Here is a 13,278-nt window from a genome sequence, read left to right as displayed (position 1 = left end):
CCGAGCGGGCGCCCGTGCGGCACACCGGCACCGCTCATACGTCGGTGCGGATCACCACCTCCAGGGCGCGCGGCCCGTGCACGCCCTCCACCCGCTCCAGCTCGATGTCGGAGGTGGCCGAGGGGCCGCTGATCAGTGTGGTCGGGTGCTCCGGCCGGAGGCGTGCCACCGCCTCCGGCACGCCGGTCCGCACCGACGACAGGTCGACGACGCAGACATGCAGATCGGGGACGAGGGTCAGTGCGCGCCGTCCCTGGTCCGCCGCGGCGCCGTCCAGGAAGATCGTGCCGGTCTCGGCGCAGCTGACGGCGGAGGCCGTCACCACCCCGTCCAGCGCGTCGAGCCGGGGCGCCGGAATGTCCGGGGAGTCGGTGCGGATCTCCCCGTCCCACCCGGCCAGCCAGGCCGGATCGAGCCCCGGAGGGACCCCGATCCTCCGTGCCGCGTGTGCCCGTAGCGCCTCGGCGATCACCGTCGCGGTGGTGCCGGCCGTGCAGGTGCGCACCTGCGCCTTGTAGTCGACGAGCCGGTCGGCGAAGAGGGCGAGCCGTTCCCCGTCGGGGAGGGCGCGTCCGGTGCGGTAGGCGCGGGGAACGGTCGCCTCGGGCCGGTCGGAGCGGGCCAGCGCATCCTGGATGCGTCGCAGCACCGTCTCCCGTGCGGTCGCGGTCACTGTGTCTCCTGGGAATCGTCGTCGGTGTGCCGTGCGCCGTCCTCCGCCGCCGCCCGCATCGCGGCCGCTCCGTCGGCGGAGGCGAACCAGGAGCGGAAGGACTGCTTCGGCGGGGCCGGGGTGTCCCGGCTGTCGCTCCAGCCCCGGAACGGCGGTGGCAGACGGGAGAACGTGCCGTTTCGCCCCGCCACCACGCGCCCGAGCCCGGCCGCCCGCTGTGCGGCCGTGAACAGTTTCGGCTGCTTCATGACCGCGGCCGCGGCCTTCATCGCCAGCTTCTCCGCACTCGTTCCGGACTGTTCGGTGTGCTGGTGCCGCAGCTCGACCAGCAGCGACGGTATGTCGATCTTCACCGGGCAGGCGTCGAAGCAGGCTCCGCACAGGCTGGAGGCGTACGGAAGCGAGCTGTTGGGGTCGTCCTTGGCGGCGTGCATACCGGCGAGCTGCGGGGTGAGCACCGCGCCGATCGGGCCGGGGTAGGTCGATCCGTAGGCGTGGCCGCCGGTCCGCTCGTACACCGGGCAGACATTGAGGCAGGCCGAGCAGCGGATGCAGTTCAGCGCCTCGCGCCCGATGGTGTCCGCGAGCGCCGCCGTCCGCCCGTTGTCGAGCAGCACGAGGTGGAAGTCCTGCGGGCCGTCGCCCGGCGTCACGCCCGTCCACAGCGAGGTGTACGGGTTCATCCGCTCGCCGGTCGAGGAGCGCGGCAGCAGTTGGAGGAAGACCTCCAGGTCCTGGAAGCGCGGCAGGACCTTTTCGATGCCCATGACGGTGATCAGCGTCTCGGGCAGGGTCAGGCACATCCGGCCGTTGCCCTCGGACTCGACCACCGACAGGGTGCCGGTCTCGGCGATCCCGAAGTTGGCGCCGGAGACGGCCACCTTGGCGGTCATGAACTTCTCGCGCAGATACGCGCGTGCCGCGGCGGCCAGTTCGGCGGGGGCGGCGTCCAGCGCGGGGTCGACGCCGGGGATCTTGCGGAGGAAGATCTCCCGGATCTCGTCGCGGTTGCGGTGGATCGCGGGGACCAGGATGTGCGAAGGACGGTCGTCGGCGAGCTGCACGATCAGCTCGGCCAGGTCGGTCTCCAGGGCGGTGATCCCCTGGCTCGCCAGGTGCTCGTTGAGGCCGGTCTCCTGGGTGGCCATCGACTTGACCTTCAGGACCTCGTCGCTGCCGGTCCGCCGGACCAGGCGGGTGACGATCTCGTTGGCCTCGACGCCGTCGCGCGCCCAGTGGACGGTGCCGCCGTGCTCGGTGACCTTCCGCTCCAACTGCTCCAGCAGCTCGGGCAGCCGGTTCATGGTGTCGGTCTTGATCGCCGAGCCGGCGTCGCGCAGCGCCTCCCAGTCGGGCAGTTCACCGGTGACGTCCAGGCGCTTGGCGCGGATGGAGTGGGTGGCCTTGCCCAGGTTGCGGCGCAACTGCTCGTTGCCCAGCTCGTCGTGGGCGGCCCGGGGGAAGGCGCGCTCGCCCCGCAGATGGCCCGTCCCGTAGGGGGAGCGCGGGGGGACGGCGGGCATACCGAGGAAGGTGCCGCGCGCGGAGGGGCCGGTCGTTGTGCTCATCGGGCGGCCTCCGTCAGGACGTGGGGCGCGGTGCGGGTGGCGGCGAGGATCTGCGCCAAGTGCAGTGTCCGCGTACCGGACTTGATGCGCGAGAGACCGCCGCCGATGTGCATCAGACAGGACGAGTCGCCCGCCGTGCACACCTCGGCGCCGGTGCCGGCGATGTGGTCCATCTTGTCCTTCAGCATCGCGGAGGAGGTGCCGGCGTTCTTGACCGCGAAGGTGCCGCCGAAGCCGCAGCACGCGTCGGCCTCGGGAAGTTCCACCAGGTCGATGCCCTCGACGGCGCGCAGCAGCCGCAGCGGCTTCTCACCCACCCGCAGCATCCGCAGGGAGTGGCAGGTGGGGTGGTAGGTCACCCGGTGGGGAAAGTACGCGCCGACGTCGGTCGCGTCGAGTACGTCGACGAGGAATTCGGACAGCTCGTACGTCTTGGTCTTCACGTCCGCGACCCCGGCGCGCAGCGCGGCGTCCCCGTACCGTGCGGCGACGAGTTCGTGCTGATGGCGGACCGAGCCCGCACACGACCCCGACGGCATCACCACCGCCTCGATCGACGGGTCGCCGAACTGCTCGGCGAAGTTCCGCACCAGCGGCACCGGCTCCCGCTGATAGCCGGTGTTGACGTGCATCTGACCACAGCAGGTCTGCTGCGGCGGGAACACCACGTCGTGCCCCAGACGGGCCAGCAGGACCGCGGTGGATTTCACCGCCTCAGGGAAGAGCGTGTCTCCCAGGCAGGTGGCGAAGAGCGCGATGCGCATGGAGCCTCCCTTGCTTATGGTCCGACCATACTCGGTGCGGACCGAAGAGAAAAGTAAGGGCGCAGTTTGGTCCGACCTTATTGACATGCGACATCTTCAGTGGACTACTGAGGGCCGATTCTCAGCCACCGGGCGCGCCGCTCTCGCCGGGAACGGGACGTTCCGACCGGCCGGACGGCGCGCAGAACTCGATGACTCGATGAGGAGCACTCCGTGGCCACCACACCACCCGCCGTCCTGGCGGCCTACACCCCTGACGTGGCCGCCGTCGGGGGCAGCCTCACCGCCACCGCGCTACTGGGTCTGGTCCCCCTGGCGGCCTTCTTCGTGCTGCTGATGGCGGCCCGCCGCCCCGCGCTGCACTCCGCCCTCGGCGCGCTGCTGGCCGCGCTGCTGGTCGCGGTCCTCGGCTACGGGATGCCCCTGCAGCTCGGCGTCCTGTCCGCCACCCAGGGCCTGGCCTTCGGCCTCTTCCCGGTGATGCTGATCGTCGTGTCGGCCATCTGGTTCTACGAACTCACCGTGGTCAGCAACCGTTTCGAGGACCTGCGCCGTTCCTTCAACTCCGTCGGCCGCGGCGATCTGCGCATCCAGGCCATGCTCATCGCGTTCTGCTTCGGCGGGCTCCTCGAAGCCCTCGCCGGCTTCGGCGCCCCCGTCGCGATCACCGCCGCCATGCTGATGGCGCTCGGGCTGCCGCGGCTCACCTCGGCCGTGACCGTCCTCGTCGCCAACACCGCGCCCGTCGCCTTCGGCGCCATGGCCATCCCCATCACCACCGCGGGCACCCTCACCGGCATACCGGCCGGGGACCTCGCCGGCGTCATCGGCCGCCAGAGCCCACTGCTCGCCCTCTTCGTCCCGCTGCTGCTGCTCTTCCTCGTCGACGGGCGGCGCGGGCTGCGGCAGCTGTGGCCCATCGCCCTGGTCACCGGATCGGTCTTCGCGCTCGCCCAGTTCTGGTGCTCGGCCCACTTCGCGTACGAGCTCACCGATGTCGTCGCCGCACTGGCCGGTTTCGGTGCCGCCGTGGTCATGCTGCGCTTCTGGTCCCCCACGACGCCGGACGACCAGCGCTCCCGGGTCGAGGCCGAACCGCTGACCGGCCGCCGCGTCGGTCTTGCCGTCCTGCCGTACCTCCTGGTGATCGCGGTCTTCGCCCTCGCCAAGCTCCGCATCGGCGGACTCGACATGCCCCGGCTGCTCGGCGCCACCACCCTTCAGCTCAACTGGCCCGGCCTGTACGGCAATCTCCTGGCCGCCGACGGCTCCCCCGCGGGCAGCGCGGTCTACAAGCTGGAGGTCCTGGCCAATCCCGGCTCCCTGCTCCTCCTCTCCGGCCTCCTCGTGATGCTGATCTACAGCCGCGCAAAGGACTCCGACCGCTTCCCGATGACCGCCCGCACGGGCCTCGTCTGCGCCGGGCGCACCGTGCGGAACATGCGGACCGCCATCGCCACGGTCGCCACCGTCCTGGCCCTGAGCTACGTGATGAACCAGTCGGGCCAGACCCTCGCGATCGGCACCTGGCTCGCCGCCACCGGCGGCTTCTTCGCCGTGCTCTCCCCGGTGCTCGGCTGGCTCGGCACCGCCGTCACCGGCTCGGACACCTCGTCGAACGCATTGTTCGCCACGCTCCAGCAGACCGCGGGGAAGGCCGCGGGCATCGACCCGACCCTGCTGGTGGCCGCCAACACCACCGGCGGTGTCGTCGGCAAACTCATCAGCCCGCAGAACCTGACCATCGCGGCGACCGCGGTGGGACAACCGGGCACCGAGCGGATCCTGCTGCGCAAGGTCATCGGATACAGCGTCGCGATGCTGGCGGTCCTGTGCGTCCTGGTCGCCCTGCAGTCGCTGCCGGTGCTGTCGTGGATGCTGCCGTAGGGGGACCGGCGGGGGCGGGGTGGGACGGGCCCGCCCTGTCCCCCATCGGGTGCGGATTCGGCCTACCGGCCTTGGGTCTCAACCCTGCCGGCTCAGCCCAGCCGACTCAGCCTTCCCGGGCCGACTCGGCCGCGTCGCCCGCCCGCTCCGCGTCGTCTGCCTCCCCCGCCCGGTCGGCCTGGGGCTTCTCGTCGACCAACGTCCCGTGGAAACCGCGGATATGCGACTCGACCAGGTCGGCGGCCTTGGCGCCCTTGCCCGCGCGCACCAGGCGCAGCAGCTCGGTGTGCTCGGCGTTCAGCGCACCCGCCGTGGCCGGCCAGTCCTCCGCCCTCTCCAGCGCCCGCAGGATCAGCGGACGCACCGACTCCCGAACGGCCGAGGTGAGGGTGGAGGTGAGCTGATTGCCGGAGCTACGGGCGATGGCGACATGGAACCGGGTGTCCAGGTCGTTGAAGTCGTCGACCCCCACCTCGGGCTCCTGCATACGCGCCACGAGCGCTTCGGCCTCGTCGAGGTCCTGTGCCGAAGCGTGCTCCGCGGCCGCCTCGAAGCTGGAACGCTCCAGCACCACCCGGGCCTCCAGCACGTCCTGCAGGCTGTAGCTCCCCAGGGCGAAATGCAGACGCAACAGCCGGCCCAGCGCATCGTCCGGATTCCGTACGATCCGGGCTCCCGCGTCCGGCCCGCGGCCCGCCTGCGCGACCAGCACCCCGATCGTCTCCAGCACCCGCAGCGCCTCGCGCAGCGCGGACCGGCTGACCCCGAGCACCGGTGCCAGCTCGCGCTCGGGCGGCAACCGGTCCCCGGCCTTCAGCTCGCCCGCGAGCACCCGCTCCTCGATGCGTTCGAGGACCAGCTCATGTGTGCGCGACTGCCGCACAGGTCGCCATTCGGCAGACATCCACCACTCCCCGGCTCGGCCCCGTGCTCCCTTGCCAAAACTATGTCACACAGAGCGTGTGGTCGGACCATACGGCCGAGCTCAGGGCGTTTGTTCCGCCCGGTCGGGCCGGGGGATGCTCGGGGTGAGGCAGCAGGCGTTCTCGGAGGTCGGGTCGCCGTGCCGGGCAGCGTTCACGCCGAAGGGCCGGTCGGCTCCAGGTTCGGGTCCTCGTCGGGTAACACCGCCACCGGGAAGGCAGCTCCAGGCAGGTGTTTCTCTGCGCTGGGAATCTCAACCCACGCGGCCGGCACCAGGACGGCCTCACTCAGCTCCACGCGCCACGCATCGTGCGGGCAAGGCGTAACGGAACGGGACGGCATAGTGACGGCCTGCATGAACACGCAGCTCTGGCATGTCCGCAGGCTGCCACCACTGCCCTGGCAGAGTCTCGGGAGTGTCCCGCCCAGCACCCGGTTCACGCCCCAGCCAGCGTTTGCGGGACAGCCCTTGGGGTCCGCAGAGAATCAACTTGCTGGTTCTGAGACTTGACACTCCAAGTCCATGTACCACGAGCACGCATGTTGTTCTTCTGCGAACCCTTAGGCTCGCGACATCGGATTTCCCCCATATTCGGAGGCACGATGCCCAGCAGGACAAGCAAAGCCGATGATGGCGCCGGCCCCGCGTTATTACAGCTCCGCGGGGTCAGCCGCACCTATGGCGATCGCCGGGCGCTTCATCCGCTGGACCTTGAGGTCCCGGCCGGCACCTGTACCGCCCTCTTCGGGCACAACGGCTCCGGGAAATCCACGTTGCTGCGCATCGCCGGCGGCCGGGACGAACCGACCACCGGCACAGCGCTGTTCGACGGAAAGGTCATCGACGAGGACAACCCCGAGGTGCGCGCAAGGGTCGCCGTCGTCGGCGACACCGTCGCTTGCTACCCGGACCTGAGCGTGCGCGACCATCTCCAACTCATCACCGTGGCCCACGACGTGGCTGACGCGGAGGGGTGGATCGATCAAGTCCTTGCCGACCGCCGCCTGGGCGGTCATGCGCACCATCTCCCCGGCGCCCTGTCATCGGGCCAGCTACAGGCGTTCCTGCTCGCCGCCGCTCTGGTCCGCCCCCGCGATCTGCTCGTGCTCGATGAGCCGGAGCAACGCCTCGACCCCGAATCCCGCAGGCAGCTGGGTGAATTGCTGATCGGCGAGAAAGAGGACGGCGTAGCGGTTCTGCTCGCCACCCACCAGGCAGATCTCGCCCGAGCGGTGGCCGACCGGGTGGTCGCCCTGGAGGACGGCAAGGTCGTGGCCTCAGGCGACCCCGCCACTGTTCTCCAACAGTTGGGCGGCCACCAGTGAGCGAGGAGACAGCCTGGACGACGGAGTACGACCGCACTTCCGAGACGTTGCGTTGGCTGCGCGACAAGCGCCGCGGGCACCGCAGCAGACGCAATCGTGATCTCGGCGTCATCGGCTACTCGCTCGTCCTGCTCGCCGGCGGCTACGGCACGACGTTCGTCTACCGCTTCGCCAGGCGTCTCCAGCACGCGGCTGCCCACGGGGACGCGCTGGAGGCGATCCGCCGTGCGCTTCCCGCCGGCCTGGTGCTGCTGGCTCTCGGCCTCGCCCTGATCGCCGCGCGCGACGCACTGTGGCGCGGGCCGGTGCTCGTGCCGGGACCGGACGCGGCGTGGCTGCTCGGCCAGCCGGTCGACCGGGCCCGAGTGCTACGTCCTTACTTCCGTCTCTCCGCCGGACTCGCTGTCGCCGGCGGCCTCCTGTGCGCAGTCGCCGGGGGTGTCCTGTTGCACCTGACCGGGGTCTCCTCACTGGGGCCCGGGCTCGTGGGTTGCCTGCCCGCCGGACTGTGTCTCCCGCTGCTTGCGGTCGTACTCGCCCTCCAGGTCGAACGACGGACCGGCCTGGGAGCCCGGGTCAGGGCAGCGACGCCGTACGCCGTGCTGTTGCTGGTGGTGCTCGTCGCGCAGACAGGGTGGGCGGCAGCCGGGCACCGGCTTCCGATGCTGGAGCAGATCGAGCTGTGGTCCGGGCCCTGGGGCTGGGCCGCCCAACCGATTGTCCATACGGCGGGTGGCTCGGCGCGCGTATGGCCCGTCGCTGTTGCGCTGCTCGTGGTGCTCACCGCCGCGGCGACCTGGTACGGGCATACGGCTTCCGCGACCGTCCCCACCAGGCAGTTGCGCGCTCGCGCGGCGACGGCCACCACGGTTGCATCAGTGCTCTGGTCGGTGGAACTGCGCGCCGCGAAGCTGGCAGTCAGCGAGGCGCTCGGAAGCAACGGACGCCATGCACGGCGTCGGCTGCCCATGCCGCGCAGCAAATATCTCGTGGTGGTCTGGCGCGACGCCGTGGCCTTGTTGCGCGCACCGGGCCGGGTCGGCAGCGCGGCTCTCTGGACCGTGGTCGCAGCGGCGATCGCGGGGCTTGCCGCGTCGCTCGACGGCCTGAGCAGGACCGCTGCTGTGGTCATGGCCTTGACGCTCGGGTATCTGGCGGTGGGCCGACTGGCCGAGTCGGCCCGCTTGGAGGCAGACGACCTCCGGCGCTCGTCGTGGTCCCCTTTCCGCTTCGCGACCTTGATGCTCCATCACGCGATCGTCCCGGCAGGGCTTGGTGCAGTACTGGGCTGCACGGCGGCTGTACCTTTCGCACTCAACGGAAGTGCCTGGGCACTCCTGTTGATGCCGGTGTGCGCTCTTCCGTTCGCCTCGGCCTCGGTGCTGGCGGCGGTACGCGGGCCGGTCCGGTCCGAGCTGCTGTTCATCGGCATCCCCACTCCCTTCGGGGACCTCAGCTTCTTCGTTTTCCTGTTTTGGTACGCAGCACCGCTGCTGATCTCGGTCACCGGCCTGAGTTTTGCGCTGGACGCTGTCCTCGCCCCCGGCTCCGGCCTCGATGCCCTTGCGTGCATGGTGCTGGTCGCGTTGGCATTGACGGCCGTTCTGCTCCTCGGCGCCTCCCACTTGGCCAGAAAATTGCGCAGGCATTGATCAGGAGAGAGTGGGCGTGAGACCACCGAAATCGCACAAGCGGTCGCCGCCCCAGAGATAGTGTGCAAGCTGTGGCGACTGCGCAGCATTTGCGCCCGAGCCCTGGACACAAACGGAGGCGCCAGGTGGCGACAGCCTTACTGCCGATGTCGGTATTACACGGTCCACGCGCTCCCTACTCCGAGGGGGAGCGCATAGATGTCCTCGTGGATCGCGCCGCCAGTGCCACCCCGGAAGCCGTGGCGCTCCGGTGGCGAGACACATCGGTGACCTACCGCGCACTGGTAGCGGCGGCGGACCGGGCGGCTGCAGTCCTGACCGGGCACGGAGTGGCCACGGGTGACGTGGTGGTTGTTCGCGCTGCGCGCACTCCCGAGACGATGACCGTGTTGCTCGGGCTTCTGAAGGCGGGCGCGGTCTACGCGTGTGCGCCGGTTGACTGGCCGGTCGGCCGTTGCCGACAGCTTGTCCAGCAGACCGGCGCCACGTTGTGTGTGACATCGGTGCCCGGAGAGCCGGTCGGCACCTCCACCACGCTGACGGTTGAGGAGGTGCTCGCGCACTGCTCCGATCGCCCTGTCCCAGCGGCCAGGCCCGCGCCGCCCACCAGCGGCGCAGATCCCTTCTGTGTGTTCCTCACGTCCGGCAGCACCGGCATGCCCAAGGCCGTACTGGCGCCACACCGGGGCGTCGCACGCACGGCCATCGACATCAGACGTCTGCACGACGAGCCGCCGACCACACTGCAGCTTTCCTCGATGGCCTGGGACATCTTCGCCCTCGAACTGTGGGTGAGTCTGATCAACGGCGGCACCTGTGTGCTCTTCGATGACCGATATCTGACGGGGCAGCGGCTGCGCGAACTGGTCCGGGACGGGCTCACCATGCTGGCGGTCGCCACTCCTCTGTTCGGCATGCTCGTCGATGACGACCCGGGTTCACTCACCGGACTCCGCCTCGTCTTCGTCGGCGGCGAACGGCTGTCGGCCGGCCACGTGGCGCGATGTCTGCGAGAGCATCCAGGACTTCAGCTGGTGAACGCCTACGGGCCGGTGGAGAACACCATCAACACCACTCTGTGGGTCGCCCGGAACGATGAGTTGGCCGATGACGTTCCCATCGGCACGCCGGTGACCAACACGTCTGTGCACCTTGTCGACGAGCAGCACGCCGTTGTGCCCAGGGGGCAGGTGGGTGAGATCGCGCTCAGCGGTGACGGGTTGTCTCTCGGGTACCTCGGATCCGGTACCGAGGCAAACGGACGGTTCATCGAGGTCGAGGCGGACGGTGCGTTTGTCCGGGCCTATCTGACCGGTGACCTGGGACGGATCAACAGCCGGGGGCAACTTCTGTTCGCCGGTCGTAAGGACCGCCAGCTCAAGGTGCGGGGCTTGCGTATCGAGCCGGAGGAGATCGAACGCCTAGTCGAGTCCGTGCCCGGCGTCACCCGCGCCGTCGCGCTGGCGCTGCCGCTCGATGCCCCGAACAAGACCCGCCTGGCGGCGTTCTACCTCACCGAGCACGGGGGCGTGGACCCCCATCAGGTGCACGCTGCGGTCACCGGGACCCTGCCCGCCGGACTGGTACCCGACGTCCTGCGCGCCGTCGACGAACTCCCTCTCACCGCGAACGGCAAGGCCGACCAGCGCGCCCTGGCCGCGCTCCTACCGACACCGACTGCCGACGAAAGTCCGGCCGCCGCAGACGACCGCATCGAAGCCGTGCGTTCCGTCGCTGCGGAGCTGCTGGGTTACTCGATCGGCCCCCGGGACGATCTCTTCGACCGCGGCGCCACTTCCCTGACGGCCATGCGCCTGGCCACCCGGCTGAGCAGCAGATTCTCACGCACCATCGAGGTTTCCGACATCTTCCGCGCGCGATCGCCGCAGCGGATCGCGGAGCTGCTCGACCGGGCACCTGCCTCTCCGAGCGATCCTGACGCAGGGCATGCCGACCCCGGTCCGGAGACTGGATACGCGCCGCGTGAACTCCCTTTCGTCTTCGGCAGCTTCTGGACGGCACTGCGCAGCGGCACCCGCCTTGATGAAGCCGTGGTGCCCGTGATCTACCGACTGCGAGGTGCCGTCGATGGGGCCGTGCTCGCAAAGGCCCTGGACCACCTCGTGGCCCGCCACGAGGTGCTACGGGTGCGATTCGGCTCCGACCTGGAGCATCCGCAGGTCCGCGTTCTGCCCGCCGGTGAGACCGCAGGGCTGTTGGAGCGGCATCATGCGGTGGCCAGCCTGACAACGGCGGAGCGGGCGGCAACCGAGTGGGCGATGCGCCCGTTCGACCTGGTGGCCGGCAGCCCGATCAGGGCCGCACTCTTCCCGGCCGGTCCGGACGAAGCGGTGCTCGCCATCAGCGTCCACCACATCTTCTTCGACGGTTGGTCTGCCCGGCTGTTCAGCCAGGAACTCACTGATGCCTACCGGGCGCTGCGCCGCGGCCTTGCCCCGCAGGCCGATCAGCCACCGTCCTACTTCCGTGTCATCGCTGCCCGGCGTCAGCAGTACCGGAAGCAGTTCCCGCTCGCCATCTGGTCACGGCGCAAGCGCATGGCTGACGCCCCCGAGCTGACCTTTCCGCTGAACGACCGCAGGCCCTGGAGCGGTCCGGCAGGCGAGGTGGCATTGGCCATCGACGAAGACCTGATCTCCGAGGTCGGCGTCGCAGCTGCCGCTGTTCAGGGGACTGCCATGTCGGTGTTCTACGCCGCCTACGTGATGCTCCTGCGCACGTACACGGGGGCGCCCGACCCGGCTGTCGCCATTCCCGTGAGCGGCCGGTACACAGAGCAGGAGGCCTCTCTGGTCGGCTGCATGGCCGGTCTGTTGCCGTTGCGGCTGCCGGCCGATGCCGACACGCCGCACTCGCTGGCGTCCACCGCCGCTGAGGAACTGCGTGCCGCGATGAAGCCGCCTCTCGTCCCCATGAATGCGATCATGCCCAAGCTTCCTGACGGCTACCGGAGGCACCCGCTGTTGCAGGCGTATCTGCTGCAGGAGGAGATCCCCCCGGCCTCGATGCGGCTGGGTGACGCCGATGCCGATCTCATCCGTAGTCCGGCCGCCAACGCTGTCCCGGAGCTGACCGTGGAACTGTGGCCGCACCCTGCCGTAGGGGGCGTGTTGCGTTACCGGCGCGACGCCATCCCGGAGGACGACGCCCGGATGCTTGCCCGTCAGTTCGTCAACAACGTCCGGCAGGTCGTACAGGCCTTGGCCTGAGCACCCTGCCGCCGACGGCCCCGCTCTACCACGTAACAGGCAGTGCCTGCGGCCCAAGTGCCGATCGCCCGAGCTTCCAAGGCACTTCGTGCTCCGGCACCGCCAGCGCAATGGCGGGCAGCCGGGCCAGCAGCGTGCCTATTGCGGCCCGTAGTTCGATCCTGGCGAGCTGTGCTCCCAGGCAGTGGTGCGGCCCGTACCCGAAGGCCAGGTGCCGATTCGGCTCCCGCCGGAAGTCCAGCTCGTCAGGGTCCGCGAAGACTGATTCGTCGCGGTTGGCCGAGTCCGCCTGCACCACGACCGATTCTCCCGCTCGTACCAGGCCACCGCTCAGATGCACGTCCTCGGTGGCGATCCGGGTGAAGCCGGAGAGGGTTCCAATCGGAACGAAGCGCAGCAGCTCTTCGATGGCTGGCTCCAACATGTCTGGATGGGCACGCAATTGCTCACGGTGAGCCGGGGTGACGAGGAGCGTGTAGAGGAAATTGCCGAGTTCGTCAGTGGTCGTCTCGTGCCCTGCCAGCAGAAGGGTCACCGCAAAGCTCACCAGTTCCTGCTCGCTGAGTCGCTCCTCTTCATCACGCGCTCGCACCAGCGTTCCGAGCAAATTGTCGGACGGGTTCTCACGTTCGGCAGAGATTCTGTCGGCCAGGTAGTCCCAGGGGAGCTGTCCTGCCTGCTTCATCTTGCTGACCGCGTCGGCGCCGGTGGACCGCATCGCCTCCGACCAGATGTAGAACAGGCGCCGCTCGCCGAAGGGAACGCCCAGCAGCTCGCAGATCACCATGACGGGAAGCGGTCGGGTCACATGAGCCACCACGTCAGCGGGCGGCCCGTGCTTGACCAGTTCGTCGATGAGTTCATCGACGAACTGCTGTACCTTCGGACGCAGCTCCTCCATACGGCGAGGGGTGAAGGCGCGTGAAACCAACCTGCGGTGGCGGGTGTGATCCGGTGGGTCAAGCGTCAGAATGCTCGACACCTGCTGGACGAGCGGCACGAGCCGCGGCACGTCCCGTCCCAGCGTGGCCGCCCTACTGAATCTACGGTCGCCAAGGACCGTACGCACGTCCTCGTACCGCGTCACCAGCCAGGCCTGGCCGCCATAGGGCATGGTGACGCGGGCGAGCGGCGCCTCGTGCCGCAAGCGCGCGAACTCGGGATCGATGCCGACCCCCCGAGCCTGGCGGAAGGGGTACGAGGGCGGGGTCGGGTCTGCCTGTCCTTCAATGCTGGCCATGGGCGTCGTCGGTC

General features: G+C 69.5%; 9 protein-coding genes. 4 read left to right on the top strand and 5 right to left on the bottom strand.

Annotation, left to right across the window (positions count from 1 at the left end):
- Positions 1-34 precede the first annotated feature (34 nt).
- The 3 genes from OHS81_RS33575 to OHS81_RS33565 are packed head-to-tail and all read right to left on the bottom strand — an operon-like array spanning position 35 to position 3,005.
- A complete protein-coding gene (locus tag OHS81_RS33575) occupies positions 35-673 on the bottom strand; it encodes a LutC/YkgG family protein (RefSeq protein WP_328389550.1) in 639 nt (212 codons plus the stop codon).
- Entirely contained in the window at positions 670-2,241 is a 1,572-nt protein-coding gene (locus OHS81_RS33570; protein ID WP_328389548.1) for a lactate utilization protein B, read from the bottom strand. Before OHS81_RS33570 ends, OHS81_RS33575 begins: the two co-directional genes overlap by 4 nt.
- Positions 2,238-3,005 (bottom strand): (Fe-S)-binding protein, encoded by a 768-nt coding sequence (locus OHS81_RS33565; RefSeq protein WP_328389546.1) that lies wholly within the window; start codon positions 3,003-3,005, stop codon positions 2,238-2,240. The genes OHS81_RS33570 and OHS81_RS33565 overlap by 4 nt, the downstream gene beginning before the upstream one ends.
- 213 nt (positions 3,006-3,218) lie before the next feature.
- Here OHS81_RS33565 and OHS81_RS33560 point away from each other — a divergent pair, with 213 nt between their 5' ends.
- Positions 3,219-4,892, top strand: coding sequence for an L-lactate permease (locus OHS81_RS33560; protein WP_328389544.1), 1,674 nt, complete (start codon positions 3,219-3,221; stop codon positions 4,890-4,892).
- A 106-nt stretch (positions 4,893-4,998) separates the two neighbouring features.
- Here OHS81_RS33560 and OHS81_RS33555 read toward each other — a convergent pair whose 3' ends face one another.
- Positions 4,999-5,796 (bottom strand): FadR/GntR family transcriptional regulator, encoded by a 798-nt coding sequence (locus OHS81_RS33555; RefSeq protein WP_328389542.1) that lies wholly within the window; start codon positions 5,794-5,796, stop codon positions 4,999-5,001.
- A gap of 623 nt (positions 5,797-6,419) precedes the next feature.
- On the opposite strand from OHS81_RS33555, the gene OHS81_RS33550 reads away from it, so the two are divergent.
- From OHS81_RS33550 to OHS81_RS33540, 3 genes are all read left to right on the top strand, one after another.
- Complete coding sequence (locus tag OHS81_RS33550; RefSeq protein WP_328389540.1) at positions 6,420-7,142, top strand: ABC transporter ATP-binding protein; 723 nt, start codon at positions 6,420-6,422, stop codon at positions 7,140-7,142.
- Positions 7,139-8,794 carry a hypothetical protein gene (locus tag OHS81_RS33545; protein ID WP_328389538.1) on the top strand — a complete coding sequence of 552 codons (1,656 nt, stop codon included), beginning with the start codon at positions 7,139-7,141 and terminating at the stop codon, positions 8,792-8,794. The genes OHS81_RS33550 and OHS81_RS33545 overlap by 4 nt, the downstream gene beginning before the upstream one ends.
- A 146-nt stretch (positions 8,795-8,940) precedes the next feature.
- Positions 8,941-12,024, top strand: a complete 3,084-nt coding sequence (locus OHS81_RS33540) for an AMP-binding protein (RefSeq protein WP_328391608.1) — start codon at positions 8,941-8,943, stop codon at positions 12,022-12,024.
- 25 nt (positions 12,025-12,049) lie between these two features.
- On the opposite strand, the gene OHS81_RS33535 is transcribed toward OHS81_RS33540, so the two are convergent.
- Complete coding sequence (locus OHS81_RS33535) at positions 12,050-13,264, bottom strand: cytochrome P450 (RefSeq protein WP_328389536.1); 1,215 nt, start codon at positions 13,262-13,264, stop codon at positions 12,050-12,052.
- Between the last annotated feature and the right edge of the window lie 14 nt (positions 13,265-13,278).

Source organism: Streptomyces sp. NBC_00400 (genome assembly GCF_036048035.1).
GTDB lineage: Bacteria > Actinomycetota > Actinomycetes > Streptomycetales > Streptomycetaceae > Streptomyces.
This window is presented reverse-complemented; position numbering and strand designations above follow the sequence as displayed.

Excerpts from the sequence above, each read along its gene's own strand:
- OHS81_RS33570 (WP_328389548.1), bottom strand. The coding sequence starts at position 2,241 with ATGAGCACAACGACCGGCCCCTCCGCGCGCGGCACCTTCCTCGGTATG.
- OHS81_RS33565 (WP_328389546.1), bottom strand. The coding sequence starts at position 3,005 with ATGCGCATCGCGCTCTTCGCCACCTGCCTGGGAGACACGCTCTTCCCT.
- OHS81_RS33555 (WP_328389542.1), bottom strand. The coding sequence starts at position 5,796 with ATGTCTGCCGAATGGCGACCTGTGCGGCAGTCGCGCACACATGAGCTG.
- OHS81_RS33550 (WP_328389540.1), top strand. The coding sequence starts at position 6,420 with ATGCCCAGCAGGACAAGCAAAGCCGATGATGGCGCCGGCCCCGCGTTA.
- OHS81_RS33540 (WP_328391608.1), top strand. The coding sequence starts at position 8,941 with ATGTCGGTATTACACGGTCCACGCGCTCCCTACTCCGAGGGGGAGCGC.
- OHS81_RS33535 (WP_328389536.1), bottom strand. The coding sequence starts at position 13,264 with ATGGCCAGCATTGAAGGACAGGCAGACCCGACCCCGCCCTCGTACCCC.